The organism is Methylomonas sp. Uni0009 (assembly GCF_054188105.3).
In genome coordinates this window covers 790,502-810,468 of the sequence record NZ_JBTAFN010000001.1, presented here as the reverse complement: position 1 = coordinate 810,468, position 19,967 = coordinate 790,502, and the positions used below count along the sequence as shown (strand labels likewise).

The window sequence follows — 19,967 nt, the reverse complement described above, 5'->3', positions numbered from 1 at the left end:
ACTACTTGCCCAAGGTTCAACGGTTCAACGATGCCGTGGAAAATGCAACCCAATGAGTAATCAACCAACAAACCATGCCGAGGCGGTCAACGAAGCTAGCGCGGCTTATGGCTTGCGGATCGACAAGGAAGCGCGGTATGACGAATCCTCCCGTAGGGTGGATAAGCAAAGCGCATCCACCGAGTCATTGAAGCCTCCGGTGGATGCGCGTTCGCTTATCCACCCTACTACTGAGCTTGCGGGAGGCGGAAGCCGATGAGTAAACAACATGGTTGTTCCGATAACTCGCAATCGGCGGTCAACGAAGCCAGCGCGGCATATCGCTTGCAAGCTGGTAAGGCGGCTTTGATTAAGCCGGGTTACAAGATGACGGAGGTGGGGGTTATTCCGGTGGATTGGGATATCAAGCATGTCGGTGATTTCGCGGATGTTGGTTCCGGTGGAACACCCAGTCGCGAGAAACCAGCGTATTGGGGTGGCTCAATTCCATGGGTCACCACATCTCAAATCGATTTCGGCGTCATCACAGAGGCCGATCAATTCATTACTGAAGAAGGCCTCAAGAACTCGGCTGCGAAGTTGCTTCCCACCGGTACATTGTTGATGGCTCTTTACGGTCAAGGCAAAACTCGTGGAAAAGTTGGTGTTCTAGGTATTCCGGCAGCGACAAACCAAGCATGTGCCTCAATCGCGCTTCATGCTGGTGTTTTGCCGGAGTTTGTGCTCCATTTCTTAACAAGCCGGTATGAGGCCATCCGTAATTCCAGCAATACCGGCGGCCAAGAAAATTTAAACGGGAACATCGTCAAAGGAACATCTGTCGCGTTTCCACCTCTCCCCGAACAACGCGCCATCGCGGCGGCGTTGAGCGATGTGGATGCGCTGCTGGACGGGCTAGAGCGGCTGATCGCCAAGAAGCGCGACCTCAAACATGCCGCCATGCAACAACTCCTCACCGGCCAAACCCGCTTGCCGGGGTTTAGTGGGGAGTGGTCAAAGATTAATGTGGCGAAGCATGCAAAGTTGAATGCACGTATTGGATGGCAAGCGCTTACTACTGAGGAGTATCTTAAAAATGGCACTCATTTCTTGGTTACTGGGACTGATTTCGTTGATGGACGTGTAAACTGGGCTACTTGTCATTATGTTGATGAATGGCGTTATAACCAAGACCGTAATATTCAATTGAAGAATTGTGATGTTCTTTTAACCAAGGACGGCACGATAGGAAAAGTTGGCTATGTTGATGGCCTACCTGGGCCTGCTACCTTGAATAGTGGTGTTTTTGTAATCAGGCCAGTGCAAGAGGCGTTCGTGCCATTGTTTCTTTTCTATGTTCTGGCTTCCCAAATATTTGATGACTTTCTTGCGATGATTACGGCGGGTTCCACCATCGTCCATCTTTACCAGAAGGACTTTGTCGGATTCGAGTTTCTTGCTCCGGACACGGAAGAACAAACCGCCATCGCCGCCGTACTCTCCGACATGGACGCCGAACTCGCCGCATTGGAAGCCCGCCGCGACAAAACCCGCGCCCTCAAACAGGGCATGATGCAGGAACTGCTCACCGGCAAGACCAGGCTGCTATGATCATGCCTGCTAAATCCTTTTTTACCCATGGAGCTCTCGATGAACGTACTTGACGAAGACAGCTTGCGGTTTCAGGAAGTCTTTATTCCGGAATTGGCCGAGGGCGCCATCAAACAGGCTTATTACCAGACACTGGCCGCCGGTTGTTCGGTGCTGGAAGCGGTGGATGGACAATTGATCGAATCCTCGCCGGATGGCTCGCGCCGGGTAGTGAAGTCATTGCCCAAGCCCATTCCCGTCAAGCCCGGCCAGCGCTTGCGGCGTCTGCAAAAATGACTTCGGCAACGCCGCGGCTAAGGATGTTCGCCGGGCCGAATGGGTCAGGTAGCCGCAGGCCGATATACTACCGTTAGTATGAGTAGCTATCAGCCTCCGTTCCAGCTCAGTCATACCATGCTTGCCAAAGTGGCGGAGATCGCCGAGTTACTGGGGCGCTGGAAACAGGCAGGCCGGGACACGTTGGCGCCGCAACTGCGGCGGGGGAACCGTATTCGCACCATTCAAGCATCGCTGGCTATAGAACAGAACACACTGTCGGTGGAACAGGTGACGGCCGTGCTGGCCGGTAAAGCCGTGCTGGGATTGCCGCGAGAAATTCAGGAGGTGAAGAATGCCTTTGCCGCCTATGAGGCGCTTCCCGATTGGCGCCCGGATAGGCTGGATGATCTGTTAGCCGCCCATGGCTTGTTGTTGCGAGGCTTGGCCGACGACGCAGGCTGTTTGCGTGAAGGTGGAGTCGGCATTTATCAAGGTCAGCGACTGGTGCATATGGCGCCGCCACCCAGTCAGTTAACCCGCCTGATGAATGATCTACTGGATTGGCTGGCTCACAGCGATGCCCATCCGCTGATTGCTTCGTCCGCTTTGCATTATGAACTGGAATTTATTCATCCTTTTAGCGACGGTAATGGACGCATGGGCCGCTTGTGGCAAACGCTGATACTGAGCCGTTGGCAATCGATTTTGGCTTATTTGCCGGTCGAGACGGTGATTAAAAGCCGGCAGGATGATTACTACCGTGTGCTGGGCGAGGCCGATCAAGCCACCGATTGCAGTGCTTTCATCCTGTTTATGCTTGATGCGATCGGCGAAGCTCTGCAACAAGCGATCACCAGCGAAACGCCGGTTAAAACGCTGGTTAAAACGCCGGTGAAAACTCCAGAACAGATTTTAGCCCTGCTGCGGGAGCAGCCGACTTTAACCCTGGCGGAGGTTGCTGTTCGTTTGGGTAAATCGACCAGCGCTGTGGAACGCGCCGCTCGCAAACTTCGAGAGCAAGAGCGTTTGCGCTATGTGGGCCCGCAAAAAGGTGGGCATTGGGAGATAAAGGAATAATGGATCAAAACACCCGCTCCGAACGTAACACTCAAAACCGAATCGTCAGTCTGTTCACCGATCCGTCACCGCTCAATTGCCTGGGTTACCGCTATCTTGGCGAATGGAGTAAACGCCAGAACAATCGCCCTATCGAAACCGCACTGCTTCGCGATAACCTGATGGCACGCGGCTATTCCGCCGCCCACATCAGTGCTGCTTTGCAAAAACTGGACACTGCTGCCGACGTCAGCGGCATCACGCTTTATCAAGCCAATCTTCGCACCTATCAGTTATTGCGCTACGGCATTCCGGTGCAAATCGCCGCCGGTCAGGCGCACGAGACGGTGCATTTGATCGATTGGGAGCGTCCCGAGCGAAACGACTTTGCGCTGGCCGAGGAAGTGACGCTGAAAGGCGGTTATGAGCGGCGGCCGGACATTGTGCTGTATATCAACGGTATCGCCATCGCGGTGATCGAGTTAAAGCGCAGTTCGGTGGATGTGGCGGACGGCATACGCCAGCTCATCACCAATCAGGATGCCATTTTCAATCAAGGCTTTTTCAGCACGGTGCAGATAGTCTTGGCCGGCAGCGATGCGCAAGGGCTGCGTTATGGCACCACCGGCACACCCGAACAATTCTTCGTGGAGTGGAAGGATCAAACGCCTGCCGAAGCGGGCACCGCGCCGCTTGCCGGCGCATTGCTGGATCGACCTCTGGCGCAGTTGTGCGGCAAGGCCAGGCTGCTGGATTTGCTTCGCAACTTCATCATCTTCGACGCCGGCCAAAAAAAGGTGCCGCGCCAGCACCAGTTTTTCGGCGTCAAGGCAGCGCAGGAGCGCATCGCCAAGCGCGAGGGCGGCGTCATCTGGCATACCCAGGGTAGCGGCAAGAGCATCTTGATGGTGCTGATCGCCAAGTGGTTGCTGGAGCACGATCCCGAGGCGCGGATATTGGTGGTCACCGATCGCGACGAGCTGGACAAGCAGATTGTCGGCGTGATGCGCAATGCCGGAGTGATTGGCGAAAATTCGGCTTCGCCGCGCATCACCTCGCGGGCGGATTTTGTTGCTAAGCTGGCCGCGACTACGCCGCGCTTGCTGTGCGCGTTGATTCATAAGTTCGACGTGTCCGATCTCAAAGGCGCGCCGCCGAAGGTGGCAGGGCGCTTTTATGTGTTCGTCGACGAATGCCACCGCACCCAAGGCGGCGACATGAACAAGCAGATGAAGCGCTGGCTGGAGAGCGCGATCTTCATCGGTTTTACCGGCACGCCGCTGCTGCGCAAGGACAAGCAAATGACGCGGGACGTGTTCGGCACCTATATCCATACCTACAAGTTTCATCAGGCGGTGGCCGATAAAGTGGTGCTGGATTTGAAATACGAGGCCCGCGACGTGCCCGAACGGCTGACCTCGCAGAAAAAAATCGACGAGTGGTTCGAGCGGAAAACCCAAAATCTCAACAACTTTCAGAAGGCGGCGTTGCGTAAACGCTGGGCGACGATGGAAGAGTTGATGAGCGCCGAGGGCCGTAAACGCGAGGTGGTTGCCGAGATCATCTCCGATTTCGCCCTCAAGCCGCGTTTGAACAACGACCGCGGCACGGCCATTTTGGTGGCCGCCTCCATCTACGATGCCTGTCATTATTTCCGGCTGTTCGGAAATACCCACTTTGGCCCCTACTGCGGCATCATTACGTCGTACGAACCGAATGCCAATGCCATCTCGAAAGAACCCGCCAACAGCGATGAACGCTATAAGTTTGATACCTATAGTCAGTTGGTATTGAAGGATTTTCCGACGACCGAGAAATACGAAACGGAAATGAAACGCCGCTTCATCGACGAGCCGGCTAACCTGAAATTGCTGATCGTGGTGAGCAAGCTGCTGACCGGCTTCGACGCGCCCAGCTGCACCTACATCTATCTCGACAACGAGCTGCGCGACCATAATCTGTTTCAGGCGATCTGCCGTACCAACCGGCTGGATGGAGACGAAAAGGACTACGGCCATATCGTCGACTTCAAAAAGCTCTTTGGCGACGTGCAACAAGCCATCGCGGTCTACAGTTCCGACGAACTGGACATCGACCAGGGCAACGGCGGCGAAAACAACGTGCGCCTGAAAAACTGGCTGGAAGAAGGCAAGAGGCAACTGGACGATGCCCGTCAAGCACTGCACTACCTGTGCGAACCGGTACTGCCGCCGCGAGAAGTCGAACAGTACCTGCATTATTTCTGCGGCGATGCCGCCAACCCCGACGCGCTAACCGAAACCGAGGCATTGCGGGTGACCTTCTACAAGGCAGTGGCGATCTTTGCCCGTGCCTACGCCGACATCGCCCAGGAACTGATTGAGGCGGGTTATTCCGAGGCTGAGGCCGAGGCATTGAAAAAGGCAGTAGAGTTCTACGCCGAGATTCGGGCCGCCATCAAGAAACACTCGGGTGAAGAACTGGACATTAAGCCTTACGAGGCTGACATGCGCCACCTCATCAACACTTACATCCAGGCCGACCCGGCGGCGGAATTAGGGGAACTGGGTGAAATGTCGCTGACCGAGCTGATCATCGAGACCGGTATCCACGACGCCATCGCCAAGAAACTGAACCAGAAAGGCAAGCTGTCGAAGAATGCTATCGCCGAGGGGATTATCAACAACGTTCGCAAGACCATCATTCGCGACCAGCTCACCGACCCCAGGTTCTACGCGCAGATGTCCAAGCTGCTAGACGATCTGATCAAGCAAAGCCGAGCGGATACTGCCGCTTATGAGGCGTTTTTGCGCAAGGCTGAGGAGTTGGTCAAGCGCTTGGCGGCCAAACAACCCGAGGCCGGCATTCCCGCCATTTTGCATGGCAAGCACGAGGCCATCGTCATCTACAATAATCTCGCAGACCTGATGCCCGAAGCCACGCCGACGTCACAGGTGCAGGAACCCACGACCGACTATAGCGATGAGCGTGCGCAACTGGCGCTAAAAATTGATCATGCCATGAGGGAGCAAGCGCCGGCGGGCTGGAAGGGTGATGAAACCAAAGAGCGCGTCGTTCAGAATTTCTTGTACCCAATGCTGAACAAGAACCCGAATGCCACGCTGGCCCTATTCGAGATCATCAAGAACCAGCCGGGATATTGATGTCGGAAACAATCGAGCTTGGCGACATAAGCATCGCTGTTACCCGCAAGGCCATCAAGAACGTGCATTTGTCGGTGCATCCGCCGGAAGGCCGCGTCACCTTGGCCGCGCCGCTGGAAACCCGTTTGGAAGTGGCCAGGGCTTACGCGATTTCAAAGTTGGGATGGATACGCGATCAACAGGCCAAACTGCGTAATCAGGCCAGAGAGACCCCCAGGCAGTTTGTCGAGCGCGAGACCCACTATCTTTGGGGACGGCGGCATTTGTTGACCATCATCGAGCGCGGCGGCAAGCCGTTTGTGAAGGTCGATCATCGGCGTATTACGCTGTACCTACCGGCAGACAGTGCATTAGAAAATCGTGCAGAGCTGATTCACGAATGGCACAAGGTATTGTTGCATCAAGCCATCCCACCATTGATTGCCAAATGGCAAGTAAAGCTGGGGGTCGAAGTGGCGCACTATTTTTTGCAACGTATGAAAACTAAATGGGGCAGTTGCAATCCGCGAGCGCGTAATATCCGTTTAAACACCGAATTGGTCAAAAAGCCTAAGCACTTGTTAGATTATGTCGTTTTGCACGAAATGGTGCATTTATTGGAGCCTACCCATAATGAGCGCTTCCTAACCATTTTGAGTGGTTATTACCCTAATTGGCAGGAAGCGCGAGCCGAGTTGAATGAATTACCGTTGTCTGCTGAAAATTGGAAAGAGTAATAGTAATCTTCAATATTGGGGGCATGAAGAAATGCGGTTCTTATAATTTTTATGTAAAACAATGCCTGCAGAGCTTAATACAATAGTCCCCACCCACCAAATTATCAAAGCCCAACTGGTTTCAGTTGGGCTTTTTTATTGCCTGTTGGTTTCGACATCGGGTTCTAATTAATGCGCTCTTGGGTTTGAGTCAACTTGGTGCGTATTTTTGTGAAATCCAACGGGAAGTTCGTCCTTTTGGTGCGTCGCACCCTTATTTGGCTTAGGAGGTATCGGACAATATTGCTGGCGAGAAAATTGCTGGTAGATCGGCATGTCTAAACTGAAGGCGCATCAAAATGTCCGTATTGCTGGTTAACTCGTTTCTCGGTCGCTTCAAGCTAAAAAATAAATTTGCGCTGATATTGACGCTAATTGTATTGGCCAGTGTGCTGCCCTTGGCTATGTTCGTCGATGCGGGCGTGTCAATTTCCGGGCCGCAATGGTTGGTGATTGTATCCGCTAATCTGGCTTGGATACTGGTGTTGTCAGCATTATATTCGTCCCTATCGGGTGCGATTGCGGCATTGATCGGCGCACATAGGCAGTTAGAGCTTGGCAACTTTAATATGCGTCTACAGCTTACCGGTCAGGACGAGCTGTCACAGTTATATAGCGGTTTTAACGAAGCCGCCAAAGCCCTGGGCCGGCGCATAGGCGATGTGCATGCGTCTATTCAAGAAGTGACCTATGCCGCCGACCAACTCAACCAGGGAGCCGGTTTCGTCGCCGAAAAACTCGATAACCAACGCGAAAGAACCACGATGATGGCGGCGGCCATCGAACAAATGTCGGCCAGTATCATGGGCGTGGCGGGGCAATGCCGGGATGCCGAAAAAATATCGTCGACCACGCAGCAGCTTTCCCAGCAAGGCCATCGGGCCATCGAAAGCTTTATCGCCGATATGAACGCGCTGTTTGGCGAGATTCAGGACCTGGCTCAATTGATGCAAAATCTGGAGTTACATTCCCAACAGGTTGCCAGTATCTCGGAAGTAATTAAGGCCATTTCCGATCAGACCAATCTCCTGGCGCTAAATGCGGCGATAGAAGCGGCGCGAGCCGGAGAATACGGTCGCGGCTTTGCCGTGGTAGCCGACGAAGTACGCTCTCTGGCAAAACGGGTGCGACAGTCTGCTGAGGAAATAACCGGTACCACTGAAGCCGTCCGGGAAAAAATTCATCTAGCCGTTCAATCCATCGCCGCCACTCGGGATCAAACGGAACAAGGCATTAACAAAGCTTTCCAAGTTGAGCAATCGCTGGCCGAGATTCGGCAGTATGCGGATCAAGCCTTGAATAACGTCACGATGATAGCAACCAGCGCCGAACAGCAAACCCAGGTAAGCCAGGAAATCGGCCGTAACATCGAGACGATTGCGCACAGTGTTGAACAAAACAGCAATGCGGCCCAGGAATCAGCTGAAATAGCCAGGCATTTGGCTAAATTGGCGCAAATCGTTGCTCATTAACCAATAAAAGGGGAATTAGACGTGCCCGATTATGTTTGTGTATTGTTTTTATTGGCGGCGGTGATCACCAGTGCTGCTGCATTTATGTGCTACAAAAATCGCCGGACGCGCCTTGAGCATCTACGTGGGCAGCTGCATTACCTGGAAATGACCGGCGCCTTGAAAAACCTGTTGACGCAGATACAACAACATCGCGGCATGGTGAGCGCTTATTTGAACGGCGATCTGAGCTTTAAATACAAAATCACGGTCTTGCAATCCGACATTGATCGGCAGCTCGAGCAACTCTCCGGGCAGTTTAAGCAGTCGCCGGAATCGTTGCAGTCGTTCGTTGGTATCCGCGAAGCCTGGAAACAACTACACCCTTCCGTACTGCATCTGACCAGGGAAGCAAGTTTTGAACGACACTGTTTATTGGCCGGCACTATTCTCAATTTAATTAGAGATATAGCGGAGCATAGCCAATTACATCAGGAAAGTATTTGTCCGTTCAGCTTTATAGAAATTCTATGGCATCTATTGCCGGATACCGCGGAGGCGATAGGTCAAGCGCGGGCTATCGGTACCGGCATGGCGGCGGCCGGGCGCTGCCGGATCACCGATAGGATCAAGCTGGGTTTTCTGATTACCCGTATCCGTCAGGCCATCGAGCGGGTTGAAGCCGGCATGGGTAACGCTAACATGTCCATGGTTGCCGATAGCAGCTTTCAACAGGCTTCGGCAGCGGTTCATGTGCACATCACCGGTTTTATTAGTCATATCGAGCAAAAATTGTTGAGCGTGGATAAGCCGGCGATTGATCCGGCGGCTTTCTTTGACACCGCAACGGGGACATTGAACAGTATTTTTGCGCTTTACGATCAGGGGGAAGTGATTACAAACCATGCCCTGCAAAACCAGCTTGCAAGTGCCAGACGCAGTAGCAATCAGTCTTTCGCCATCGTGTTGGTGAGCTTGGTATTTTTAATGGCTTCGCTGGTTTTGAAGCACGGGGTTGCCTAACCGGCGAGACTAAGAACCACGCCTTCGATAGAGGCAATTTACCTTTAGGGAGGCTGTAGTACAAAATAAGAGGTGTCATTTCGAAATTGTTTGATGCTTGAATATCGTCGCTCCCGCTTCCGCGTGAATGACGGCTTAAGGGTCGGGGTAATAAATTAAACAGTCCATGCCACTTTTTTAGGCAAAAATCCCGGAAAAGGCAGAATGCCAGCGTGCTTCGCTAAGCTAACCTAGGCAAGACCCGTTTGTTGCGCTATGGTTAAGTCCCGCTGCCTCCGGTCTCACTAGCTTGGTCTAGCGGGTTGGCCGAATAGCGCAAGGTCATTTCAGTCGCCGCTAACCTAAACATCCAAGTCCATCTCCACTCCCAGGCAAAATGGCTCAACTACCCGACAGAATCCGAGCCAAATGCCTGTGCATCGACATTGAAACCGCCCGGCAGGATAGCCTAAAGCTGCGGGAGATTGGCGCGTATCGACCGGACACCGATGCCCGTTTGCGTTTATCCGGCAAGGCTGCCGATCTGACACAAAAGCTGGATCACATCAGCGAAGGCGCGGCGTTTGTGTTGGGGCATAACGTGATTGCCTTCGATCAGCCGGCTTTATCCGTGTTGCATCCCGATCTTGCTTTGCACCGCTTGCCTTTGGTCGATACGCTGGAGCTGTCGCCGGTGGCCTTTCCGCAGAATCCTTATCACCGCCTGGTGAAGGACTACAAACTCTGCACCACCACCCGCAACGACCCGGTCCGCGACGCGGAACTGGCTTATGAGCTGTTTTTGGATCAGGCCGACGCCTTGCGCCAGCGGGTGGCTGAACATCCTGACGAGGCGTTGTGCCTGCATTTTTTATTGGCGCCGGAAAACGGCAAGGGCGTAGCGAATTTCTTCGCGACCTTGCGCGCGGCGCTAAGGCCGTCGTTAATCGATGCGCAAGCGGCTTGGCGGCGCGCTACCGACGGCAAGGTGTGCCGGGCCGGGCAGCAACACATCGTCAACGACTATTTGCCGGAGCCGGATTGGCACAAGCCGTTGGCGTATGTGTTGGCCTGGCTGCGGGTGTCGGGTGGCAATTCCGTACTGCCGCCTTGGGTGAGTTTGTCGTTCCCGAAAACCCGCGAGTTGATCGCGACCTTGCGCGATGTACCATGCGGCGATGCTGGGTGCGACTGGTGCCGGGAACAGCATGATCTGTCGCAATTGTTGCCGCGCTATTTTCCGGGCATTACGCAATTCCGGCCGACGCCGACTACCGAGGATGGTCGGTCCTTGCAACAAGTCATCGTTGAACACGGTTTTGCTGGCGCGCCGACCCTGGCGATTCTGCCGACCGGCGGCGGTAAATCGCTATGTTACCAATTGCCGGCCCTGGCGCGGTTTTACCGCAACGGCAGCCTGACGGTGATCATTTCACCGCTGCAATCCTTGATGAAGGATCAGGTCGATAACCTGGAAGCGCGCGGCATCACTTGCGCCGGTTACATCAACAGTTTGCTGAATCCGCTGGAACGACAAGTGATGTTGGATAAGTTACGCTTGGGCGATTTGGGTTTGATCTTTGTGGCGCCGGAACAATTCAGAAGTACGGCGTTTGCCAAGGCTTTGCAGCATCGCGAAGTCGGTGCCTGGGTGTTCGACGAGGCGCATTGTTTGTCCAAATGGGGCCATGATTTTCGCCCGGATTATTTGTACGTGTCGCGCTTTATCAAGACTCGGCAAAAGGACAAGCCGTCGCCGGTGTTTTGTTTTACCGCCACCGCCAAGCCGGATGTGGTGCAAGACATTGTCGAGCATTTTCGCAAGCGCCTGGGGATCACATTGGCGTGCTTGAGCGGCGGCGTCAGTCGGGAAAACCTGTTGTACGAAGTGCATGCGGTGCCGGCCCAAGCCAAATATCCGGAAGTGCTACGTTTGCTGGAGCAAAGCTTGCGCGATGAGGGCGGCGCCATCGTGTTTTGCGCCCGGCAGAAGACCGTGGAGGAAATGGCCGAATTTTTAAAACAGGCCGGCCTGGATTGCGGCTACTTTCACGGCGGCATGCAGCCGGAGCAAAAGCGCCAGGTGCAGGAAGCTTTTATCGCCGGCGAACTGCGCGTCATCGCCGCCACCAATGCCTTTGGCATGGGTGTGGATAAGGCCGATGTGCGGCTGGTGATTCATTTGGATACGCCGGGCTCCTTGGAAAATTATCTCCAGGAAGCGGGCCGGGCGGGCCGCGATCAAGACTTAGCGCGCTGTGTGTTGTTGTACGACGATGCCGATCTGGATGTGCAGTTTCGCTTGTTGCGTAATTCGCGGCTGACGCAACATGATATTTCAGCGATTTTAAAAGCTTTACGCAGCATCGAGCGCAAAGACCGCAGCGAAGGTTCGGTGGTAGTCACCAGCGGCGAAATTTTGTTGGAAATCCCGGATAAGCACGGCATCGATCCCGACGCCGCCGATGCCGACACCAAGGTCCGCATCGCGGTGGCCTGGCTGGAGGAAGCGCGTTTGCTCGAGCGTCAGGAAAATCATACCCGGGTGTTTCCGGGCAGCTTGCAGGTGGCCAGTATCGATGAAGCCCGAGTCTTGCTGCAGAAAAAACTGGGGCCGAACGCCGACATCGAGCCTTACATCGCGCTGTTGTCGCAATTGTTTTATAGCGAAGACGACGAAGGCATCAGCACCGACGATTTGATGCTGGCGACCGGTCGCAATTCCCACGAAGTGCAGAGCATGTTGCGGGACTTGGATCGTTTTAAACTGGTATCCAACGATACCGAAATCGGCGTGACCTTGTACCGCGACCCCGATACCGCCGACAGGCTGGAAGACTTGCGTAAGTTGGAAGACGCCTTGATTGCCAGCCTGCGCGAGGCCGCGCCGGATGCGGATCGCGAGCAGTGGCAGATCCTGAACGTGCGCCGGCTATGCGACAGCTTACGCCGCGAGGCTGGCGTGGAATTGACGCCGGACAAATTGACCCGTTTGATGAAATCGTTCGCCGAAGCCTTTGGCGATGGCACCGGCCTGCGCGGTTTTTTCGCGTTGCGTCCGGCCGGTCAGGATAATCGCTATTTGAAATTGCTGCGCAGTTGGCAGGATATCGACACCATCCGCCATAAGCGCATGCGGTTGGCTCAGGCTTTGTTAAATTACTTTCTAGCAAAACGCCAAGGCAATAATCTGCTGGTTACCTGTAAGCAAGGGGATTTGGAAGCGGCTTTGCAAGCCGATCTGACCTTGCAGGATCTGGATGTGCGCGATTGGCAACTGGCCTTGGCGGCGGCGCTGATTTATCTGGACAGCAACGAAGTATTGCATCTGGCCCGTGGTAAGGCGGTGTTCCGCGCGGCGATGAGTATTCAGCTCAATGCCGAGGCCCGGCGCCGGCAATTTAAAAAATCCGATTACGCCGAGCTGGCTTTGCATTACAAGGACAAGATTATCCAGGTGCATGTGATGGCGGAATACGCCCGGCTGGCGCTGGGCAAGATTCAGGCGGCGATGGCCTTTATCGTCGATTACTTTGGTATGGACAGACACGAATTCGTGCGCCGCTATTTCGCCGGCCGACAGGATCTTCTGGAAATGGCCACCACCGAAGCCGCGCATAGGCGCATCCTCACCGACTTGCAAAATCCAGAGCAACAGGCCATCGTCGCCGCGCCGCCGGAAGGCAGTCAATTGGTATTGGCCGGCCCCGGCTCCGGCAAGACCAAGGTGATTGTGCATCGGGTGGCCTGGCTGCTGCGCGAATGCATGGTGTTGCCGGAAGACATTATGGTGTTGAGTTATAACCGCTCGGCGGCCGTCGAAATCCGCAAGCGTTTGTGGGCCTTGATCGGCGCCGATGCCGCCGGGGTGACCGTGCAAACCTTGCACAGCCTGGCGATGCGGCTAACCGGCACCAGTTACGCGGTGGCCGCCGAGCATGGCGAACAAGTCGACTTTAAGGCGGTGTTTAAATCCGCCACGGCATTATTGCAGCAAGCGGAGCAGGGCGACGAGCTCGGGCCGGGCATCCAACGCGACCGCTTGTTGTCCGGCTTGCGCTATTTGCTGGTGGACGAATATCAGGACATCAACGCCGAGCATTATGCGTTGATCAGCGCGTTGGCCGGCCGGGCGATCAACAGCGAGGAAGACAAATTGTCGTTGTTGGCGGTGGGCGACGATGACCAAAATATTTATGCGTTTGACGGCGCCAACGTGCGCTTCATTAAGCAGTTTGCCACGGACTATCAGGCCAAGACCTACTATCTGATTGAAAATTATCGCTCCACCGCGCAGATCATCCATTGTGCAAACCGGGTAATTACGCCGGCGCGGGAGCGGATGAAAACGCAGCACGCCATCCAAATCAATTACGCGCGTCGGGATGCGGCGGACGGCGGCGAATTTGCCGAACTGGATAGTTTGACGCAAGGCCGGGTACATATCCTGGAAACGCCATCACCACTCCACGGTGAAGTCGAAGTGGCGTTGGCCGAGCTGGTGCGGTTGAATCATTTGGCAAACGCGGGCCAAGTCAGCCATTGGGGCCGGTTTGCGGTGATTGCCAGACATTGGGAAACATTGGAGCCTCTGGCCGAATTATGTCGTCTACAAGGGATCCCGGTGAGGCTGCTGCGTGACAGTGCTTTGCTGAATTTGCACGGCACAAGGGAAGGCCACAGCTTACTGGCTTTGTTGAACAAGCTGCGGAGCAAGTCCGGTAAATCCAGAGTATTGCTGCGCTACGGAACCTTGTCGCGCTGGTTTAAGCGCCGCTACCGGCAATCTGTCGATGAGCTGATCGAACATCCTTATCGCGCCATGCTGGCGCAATTCATCATTGCCTCCGAGGCGGTCGCGCCGGGTTGTCAGCATGTGGTTAGCAACGTCGTCGAAGCGCTTTACGAATTCGGTTCCGGTAGCCAGTCCGGGGCAAACGACAGCCGGCACGCCCCGCTGCTACTGTTGACCGCGCATCGAGCCAAGGGTTTGGAGTTTGACCATGTGCTGATTCTGGACGGCGGCGGTTGGCAGCAGAGCAGCGATGACGAGCGGCGGCTGTTTTATGTGGCAATGACCCGCGCTCGCAAAACCCTGACTTTGTGCGCCAAACAGGGTGGGCGGCATGCTTTTATCCGAGACTGCGAAGCGCTTTGCGTTAAGACCCAGCCGCAATTCAGTCGAGAATTGCCAGCGCTGGGTCAACGTACTTGGGTGGCCGATTTGGAGCAAGTTGTCCTGTCATGGCCAGGATATTTCGCGGCGGATAAGCCTATTCATCGGGCGATTGCGGCATTGGAGGTCGGCAGCGAGTTGATATTGCGCGCCAGAAGCGATGGGCAAAGCGGTTGGGAACTGGCGGATTTAAACGGCATGGCAGTCACGCGGATGGCCAAGGCTTTTATGCCGCCAGCAGGTAGGATAGTGGCGGTGCGGGTTGTCGCCATTTCGGTAAGGCATAAAACCGCCGGCGATACCGAAAGTCTGCGTTGCGAGCATTGGGAATTGGTATTGCCGGAAATTTTGTATCTGCCCGCCGATAGGGATCCAAGGTCGTGATTTAACAATTTCGGCTGTCCGGTAGGCTGTTCCGGAAGCCCTGCCTTCTGTCGTCAAGCCGTTCGTGCTGAGTCTGTCGAAGCATGATCGGCTTGAACGCGGGAGACCGAAATTTTTCCGGCCACCCTTGAGTCCTTAGCTTTTCAGCTTGGCAATCAACATCTTGTTCACTTCGCCCGGATTGGCTTTGCCTTGGGTTTCTTTCATGATCTGCCCGACCAAAGCCATCAACGCTTTGTCCTTGCCGGCCCGATATTGCTCGACTGGCACCGGGTTGGCGGCTATCACTTTATCGACGATGGCTTCTATCGCACCGCTGTCGGTGATCTGCTTCAAGCCTTCTTTTTCGATGATCTCGTCGGCACTGTCGGTGCTGTTCCAGAGCTTATCGAATACCTGTTTGGCGGTTTTACCTGAGATGGTGTTGTCGGCAATGCGTTTGAGCAGGCCGGCCAGGCGCTCGGCATTGACCGGGCAATCGCCGATTTCCAATCCGGCTTTGTTCAATGCGCCCAACACGTCGCCGGTCAGCCAGTTGCCCGCCAGCTTCGCTTCGCCGCCCGAGGCTTTGACGACTGTTTCGTAAAAGTCGGCTAATTCGCGCGACGACGTCAAGGTGGTTGCGCTTTCGTTATCCAGGGCGTACTGCTCGATGAAACGCTGTTTCTTGGCATCCGGCAGTTCCGGTAGCGTGGCACGAATTTCGTTTTTCAACGATTCTTCAATCAATACCGGCAACAGGTCGGGATCGGGGAAGTAGCGGTAGTCGTTGGCTTCTTCCTTGCTGCGCATGGAGCGGGTTTCGTCTTTGTTGGCGTCGTACAGGCGAGTTTCCTGAACCACTTTGCCGCCGCCTTCGATGACATCGATTTGCCGCTCGATTTCGTGATTGATGGCTTTTTCGACGAATTTGAAGGAGTTGATGTTCTTGATTTCGGCGCGGGTGCCGAATTCAGCTTGGCCTTTCGGGCGCACCGAGACGTTGGCGTCGCAGCGGAACGAACCTTCCTGCATATTGCCGTCGCAGATTTCCAGGTAGCGCACCAGTTCGTGCAGCTTGCGCATGTAAGCGACCGCTTCCTTAGCCGAACGCATATCCGGTTCGGAAACGATTTCCAGCAGGGGTGTGCCGGCGCGGTTCAAGTCGATGCCGGTCAGGCCGTGGAAGTCTTCGTGCAAGGATTTGCCGGCGTCTTCTTCAAGATGGGCGCGGGTGATGCCGATGCGTTTGCTGACACCATCGACTTCGATGTCCAGATGGCCATTGCCGACGATAGGCAGTTCGAACTGGCTGATTTGGTAGCCTTTCGGTAAGTCCGGATAAAAATAGTTTTTGCGGGCGAACACCGAATGCGGGGCAATCTCGGCGTCAATCGCCAAGCCAAAGGTGACGGCCTTGCGCACCGCGTCTTTATTCAATATGGGCAAAACCCCCGGCAAGCCCAAGTCGACAGCGCAAGCTTGGGTATTGGGTTCCGCGCCGTAAGCGGTGGCGGCACCGGAGAAGATTTTCGATTTTGTAGACAGTTGGGTGTGGATTTCCAGGCCGATGACGGCTTCCCATTGTGAGTTCATTCGTGGTTCCTTTAAAGCTTATTCGGCAAAAACGTCGTTCAGGTCGATTTGCAGGTCGGGGAATAAATAGGGTGTAGCGATTTCGTCGCCGGGGTGCATGGCGTGCAACTGATACTTTTGATTTTGGTCGAGCACGAACTGATACAGGGTTTGTTCATAGGGGTGCACGATCCAGTATTCAGTGACTGCGCTTTCCTGATACAACTGGAATTTCAACCTTAATTCCCTCTGGCTGTTGCCAGGCGACAAAATCTCGATGATCCAATCCGGCGCGCCGTCACAGCCCTGTTCGGTCAATTTTTCCTTGTCGCAGATGACGCACAAATCCGGCTGCACGACGCTGAACACTTCGCGGTCTTGCAGCAGGGGTTTACGCCGATCATAGAGTTTGACGTCGAAAGGGGCAACGTACACATTGCAATGCTTGTGCTTGAAATGATTGCCCAAACTGACGGATAAATTTAGCGACACACTTTGGTGTTTCCTACTAGGCGCCGGCGACATCGCTATGATCTTTCCCTTGATCAACTCTACACTTTCTTCCAGCCGCCAGGTCAGATAATCGGCGTAGCTATAGGTGCCGTTGGGGTCGAGTTGCGACAATTGCGTGATCGGCGCCATCTTGCCTCCCGTGTTATTCGAAACCTTTCGGTATTTGCAAATGCCAATCGGTCGCTTGCTGGTAGCGGTGGCCGACATTCAGCAACTTGGCTTCGCTGAAATAATTGCCTATCACGTGTAAGCCCACAGGTTTGCCGTCCATGAATCCGGCCGGAATCGACATCGCCGGCAAACCCGCCAAGTTGATGGCAATGGTGTAAATATCTTCCAGATACATCTGAATCGGATCGCTGGTTTTTTCGCCGATTTTGAATGCCGTGCTTGGCGTGACCGGGCCCATTAGTACGTCGACTTCGCTCAAAGCGCGTTTGAAGTCGTCGCTGATCAGGCGGCGCACTTGCTGGGCTTTTAAATAATATGCGTCATAGTAGCCAGCTGACAGCGCATAAGTGCCCATCAAAATCCGCCGCTTCACTTCCGCGCCGAAGGCTTCGCCGCGCGAGCGGGTGTAAAGGTCGGTCAAGTCTGCGGGATTTTGGCAACGGTAACCGAAGCGCACGCCGTCGTAGCGCGATAGGTTGGACGAGCATTCGGCGGAAGCGATCACGTAATAAGCAGGGATTGCCAACTGCAGATTCGGCATGTCCACTTCTTTGACTTCCGCGCCCAGTTTTTGATATTCGGCAACCGCGGCGTGGATGGTGGCGGCCATTTGGCTATTCAGCCCTGTGCTGAAAAACTGTTTCGGCAGACCGATTTTCAGGCCTTGTAAACTATCGTTCAGGCTGGCGCTATAGTCAGGTACGGGTTGATCGACGCTGGTCGAATCTTTGGGATCGAAGCCGGCCATCACCTGCAAAAGTAAAGCCGCGTCTTCGGCGCTACGCGCCATCGGGCCGCCTTGATCCAGGCTGGAAGCGTAGGCGATCATGCCATAACGCGACACGCGGCCGTAAGTCGGTTTCAATCCGGTGATACCGCACAGCGCTGCCGGCTGGCGAATCGAGCCGCCGGTGTCTGTGCCGGTCACCGCAGGCGCCAGACGCGCCGCGACTGCCGCCGCCGAGCCGCCGGACGAGCCACCGGGGACGCAATCGGTCGTCCAAGGGTTGCGCACCGGGCCGTAGAAACTGTTTTCGTTGGACGAACCCATCGCAAACTCGTCCATGTTCAATTTGCCTAGCATCACCGCGCCGGCCCTGTTGAAGCGTTCAACCACCGTGGCATCGTAAGGGGCGATGAAGTTATCCAGCATTTTCGAGCCGCAGCTGGTTTTAGTGCCTAGCGTGCAGAAAATGTCTTTTTGGGCGATGGGGATGCCGGCCAATGGTCCGGCGTTGCCGGTAGCCAGCAACTGATCGGCCGCCTGGGCCTGTTGCAAGGCGCTGTGGGCGTTTACAGTGATAAATGCGTTCAGGTTCTGGTGCTGGTGGGTGCGGTCCAGAAAATGTTGAGTCAGTTCTATGCTGGAGAATGCTTTGCTGCGCAGCCCGGCTGCCAGCTCGGTGAGGGTAAGTTTGTGCATAATCGTCCTTAATCGATGACTTTGGGGACCAGGTACAATCCGGCTTCGGTTTGCGGGGCGATGGTTTGGAAATGGTCGCGCTGATCGGTCTCGGTGACGGCGTCATCGCGCAGGCGCTGCATTTGATCCAGCGGATGCGCCATGGGCGTCACGCCGGTCGTGTCTAATTGGCCCATTTGCGTCATTAATTCCAGTACGCCCGATAGGTCTTTTGCATAGTGTTCGACATCTTGTTCAGCAATGCCCAGCCTTGCCAGGTGAGCGATTTTTTTAACGTCATTCGCCGTTAACGACATTCTTGTAACTCCAGGTTTTCTTAGTAAAACTATGATACTTTATATCTTGCTCAAATACCTGCTTGATTGTTAAAGTAGCGGGATTTTCCGTGTGCGCTTAGGGTACTGCATAAAATGTTTAAAAGAATTCGTGGCCTGTTTTCCAATGATTTGTCTATCGATTTGGGTACGGCAAATACGCTGATTTATGTTCCGGGCCAGGGAATCGTACTCAACGAGCCTTCCGTGGTGGCGATTAAAGAAGACAAAATTCGCGGCCAAAAAACCATCGCCGCCATCGGCGCCGACGCCAAAAGCATGCTGGGCCGTACGCCCGGCAATATCACCGCTATTCGGCCGTTGAAAGACGGCGTGATTGCCGACTTCGCCGTGACCGAACGCATGCTGCGGTTTTTTATCAAAAAAGTGCATGAAAATAAATTATTGCGGCCAAGCCCGCGCATTTTGATCTGCGTGCCTTGCGGCTCTACGCAAGTGGAACGGCGGGCAATTCGTGAATCGGCGGCCATGGCGGGTGCTAGAGAAGTATATTTGATTGAAGAGCCGATGTCGGCTGCAGTCGGTGCCGGATTGCCGGTGGATACTGCACACGGTTCGATGGTGCTGGATATTGGCGGCGGCACTTCAGAGGTGGCGGTGATTTCCTTGAATGGTATCGTTTATTCGGCGTCGGTCCGAATCGGCGGCGACCGCTTCGACGACGCCATCATCAGCTATGTGCGCCGTAATTACGGCACTTTGATTGGCGAAGCGACCGCCGAGAAAATCAAACATCAAATCGGCGCGGCCTATCCTGGCAGCGAAGTGCGGGAGATGCAGGTTACCGGCCGCAATTTGGCCGAGGGCGTGCCGCGCAGCTTTTCATTGAACAGCAATGAAATTCTGGAAGCCTTGCAAGAACCCTTATCGGGCATCGTTAGCGCTGTTAAAGTGGCCTTGGAACAAACTCCACCAGAACTAGGCGCGGACGTGGCCAGTCGCGGTATCGTGTTGACCGGAGGTGGCGCATTGTTGAAAGACATCGACCGCTTGATTTCCGAGGAAACCGGCCTGCCGGTGTATATCGCCGACGATCCTTTGACTTGCGTAGCCCGCGGCGGCGGCATGGTGTTGGAAATGTTGGACTCTAAAGGTGCTTCAGCGTTTTCTTTGGAATAAACGCTGTACCGAAATATCTCTGAAAGGCCGCTGTGAC

14 protein-coding genes are annotated in these 19,967 nt (G+C 54.7%); 10 read left to right on the top strand and 4 right to left on the bottom strand.

The features are described from left to right. The first annotated feature begins 52 nt into the window (after positions 1-52). The 9 genes from ACWAU0_RS03770 (at position 53) to ACWAU0_RS03730 (ending at position 14,815) form a co-directional block, all read left to right on the top strand. Positions 53-259: a hypothetical protein gene (locus tag ACWAU0_RS03770; protein ID WP_033156043.1), complete on the top strand. Its 207-nt coding sequence runs from the start codon at positions 53-55 to the stop codon at positions 257-259. Beyond that, the gene (locus tag ACWAU0_RS03765; RefSeq protein WP_101052062.1) at positions 256-1,590 is read left to right on the top strand and encodes a restriction endonuclease subunit S; all 1,335 of its coding nucleotides are present in this window, start codon (positions 256-258) and stop codon (positions 1,588-1,590) included. Before ACWAU0_RS03770 ends, ACWAU0_RS03765 begins: the two co-directional genes overlap by 4 nt. 39 nt (positions 1,591-1,629) lie before the next feature. Next, on the top strand, positions 1,630-1,866 hold the full coding sequence (locus ACWAU0_RS03760; RefSeq protein WP_033156044.1) for a hypothetical protein: 237 nt from the start codon (positions 1,630-1,632) through the stop codon (positions 1,864-1,866). A 78-nt stretch (positions 1,867-1,944) separates the two neighbouring features. Continuing rightward, positions 1,945-2,925 (top strand): Fic family protein, encoded by a 981-nt coding sequence (locus ACWAU0_RS03755; RefSeq protein ID WP_033156045.1) that lies wholly within the window; start codon positions 1,945-1,947, stop codon positions 2,923-2,925. Continuing rightward, on the top strand, positions 2,925-6,047 hold the full coding sequence (locus tag ACWAU0_RS03750; protein ID WP_458138350.1) for a type I restriction endonuclease subunit R: 3,123 nt from the start codon (positions 2,925-2,927) through the stop codon (positions 6,045-6,047). Before ACWAU0_RS03755 ends, ACWAU0_RS03750 begins: the two co-directional genes overlap by 1 nt. Further along, positions 6,047-6,763 carry a M48 family metallopeptidase gene (locus ACWAU0_RS03745; RefSeq protein WP_458138349.1) on the top strand — a complete coding sequence of 239 codons (717 nt, stop codon included), beginning with the start codon at positions 6,047-6,049 and terminating at the stop codon, positions 6,761-6,763. Before ACWAU0_RS03750 ends, ACWAU0_RS03745 begins: the two co-directional genes overlap by 1 nt. 338 nt (positions 6,764-7,101) lie before the next feature. Then, on the top strand, positions 7,102-8,274 hold the full coding sequence (locus tag ACWAU0_RS03740; protein ID WP_101052065.1) for a methyl-accepting chemotaxis protein: 1,173 nt from the start codon (positions 7,102-7,104) through the stop codon (positions 8,272-8,274). A 21-nt stretch (positions 8,275-8,295) separates the two neighbouring features. Next, entirely contained in the window at positions 8,296-9,276 is a 981-nt protein-coding gene (locus tag ACWAU0_RS03735) for a nitrate- and nitrite sensing domain-containing protein (RefSeq protein WP_458138348.1), read from the top strand. Between the two features lie 376 nt (positions 9,277-9,652). Next, positions 9,653-14,815 (top strand): RecQ family ATP-dependent DNA helicase, encoded by a 5,163-nt coding sequence (locus tag ACWAU0_RS03730; RefSeq protein WP_458138347.1) that lies wholly within the window; start codon positions 9,653-9,655, stop codon positions 14,813-14,815. A gap of 135 nt (positions 14,816-14,950) precedes the next feature. On the opposite strand, the gene gatB is transcribed toward ACWAU0_RS03730, so the two are convergent. The 4 genes from gatB to gatC are packed head-to-tail and all read right to left on the bottom strand — an operon-like array spanning position 14,951 to position 18,772. Beyond that, positions 14,951-16,390 (bottom strand): Asp-tRNA(Asn)/Glu-tRNA(Gln) amidotransferase subunit GatB, encoded by a 1,440-nt coding sequence (gene gatB / locus ACWAU0_RS03725; RefSeq protein ID WP_458138346.1) that lies wholly within the window; start codon positions 16,388-16,390, stop codon positions 14,951-14,953. An 18-nt stretch (positions 16,391-16,408) separates the two neighbouring features. After that, positions 16,409-17,011 carry a Uma2 family endonuclease gene (locus ACWAU0_RS03720; protein WP_458138345.1) on the bottom strand — a complete coding sequence of 201 codons (603 nt, stop codon included), beginning with the start codon at positions 17,009-17,011 and terminating at the stop codon, positions 16,409-16,411. Between the two features lie 13 nt (positions 17,012-17,024). Beyond that, entirely contained in the window at positions 17,025-18,476 is a 1,452-nt protein-coding gene (gatA, locus tag ACWAU0_RS03715) for an Asp-tRNA(Asn)/Glu-tRNA(Gln) amidotransferase subunit GatA (RefSeq protein WP_458138344.1), read from the bottom strand. 8 nt (positions 18,477-18,484) lie between these two features. Further along, positions 18,485-18,772: an Asp-tRNA(Asn)/Glu-tRNA(Gln) amidotransferase subunit GatC gene (gene gatC / locus ACWAU0_RS03710; protein WP_033156054.1), complete on the bottom strand. Its 288-nt coding sequence runs from the start codon at positions 18,770-18,772 to the stop codon at positions 18,485-18,487. Positions 18,773-18,886: 114 nt separating this feature from the next. Between gatC and ACWAU0_RS03705 the strand changes: the two genes are divergently transcribed. Further along, positions 18,887-19,930, top strand: coding sequence for a rod shape-determining protein (locus tag ACWAU0_RS03705; RefSeq protein ID WP_020484718.1), 1,044 nt, complete (start codon positions 18,887-18,889; stop codon positions 19,928-19,930). The last annotated feature ends 37 nt before the right edge of the window (positions 19,931-19,967 follow it).

What these genes read in the sequence shown, in the direction of transcription:
- ACWAU0_RS03720 (WP_458138345.1), bottom strand. Translation starts at nt 17,011, where the DNA reads ATGGCGCCGATCACGCAATTGTCGCAACTCGACCCCAACGGCACCTAT.
- gatB (WP_458138346.1), bottom strand. Translation starts at nt 16,390, where the DNA reads ATGAACTCACAATGGGAAGCCGTCATCGGCCTGGAAATCCACACCCAA.
- gatC (WP_033156054.1), bottom strand. Translation starts at nt 18,772, where the DNA reads ATGTCGTTAACGGCGAATGACGTTAAAAAAATCGCTCACCTGGCAAGG.
- ACWAU0_RS03730 (WP_458138347.1), top strand. Translation starts at nt 9,653, where the DNA reads ATGGCTCAACTACCCGACAGAATCCGAGCCAAATGCCTGTGCATCGAC.
- ACWAU0_RS03740 (WP_101052065.1), top strand. Translation starts at nt 7,102, where the DNA reads ATGTCCGTATTGCTGGTTAACTCGTTTCTCGGTCGCTTCAAGCTAAAA.
- ACWAU0_RS03760 (WP_033156044.1), top strand. Translation starts at nt 1,630, where the DNA reads ATGAACGTACTTGACGAAGACAGCTTGCGGTTTCAGGAAGTCTTTATT.
- gatA (WP_458138344.1), bottom strand. Translation starts at nt 18,476, where the DNA reads ATGCACAAACTTACCCTCACCGAGCTGGCAGCCGGGCTGCGCAGCAAA.
- ACWAU0_RS03765 (WP_101052062.1), top strand. Translation starts at nt 256, where the DNA reads ATGAGTAAACAACATGGTTGTTCCGATAACTCGCAATCGGCGGTCAAC.
- ACWAU0_RS03755 (WP_033156045.1), top strand. Translation starts at nt 1,945, where the DNA reads ATGAGTAGCTATCAGCCTCCGTTCCAGCTCAGTCATACCATGCTTGCC.
- ACWAU0_RS03745 (WP_458138349.1), top strand. Translation starts at nt 6,047, where the DNA reads ATGTCGGAAACAATCGAGCTTGGCGACATAAGCATCGCTGTTACCCGC.
- ACWAU0_RS03750 (WP_458138350.1), top strand. Translation starts at nt 2,925, where the DNA reads ATGGATCAAAACACCCGCTCCGAACGTAACACTCAAAACCGAATCGTC.
- ACWAU0_RS03770 (WP_033156043.1), top strand. Translation starts at nt 53, where the DNA reads ATGAGTAATCAACCAACAAACCATGCCGAGGCGGTCAACGAAGCTAGC.
- ACWAU0_RS03705 (WP_020484718.1), top strand. Translation starts at nt 18,887, where the DNA reads ATGTTTAAAAGAATTCGTGGCCTGTTTTCCAATGATTTGTCTATCGAT.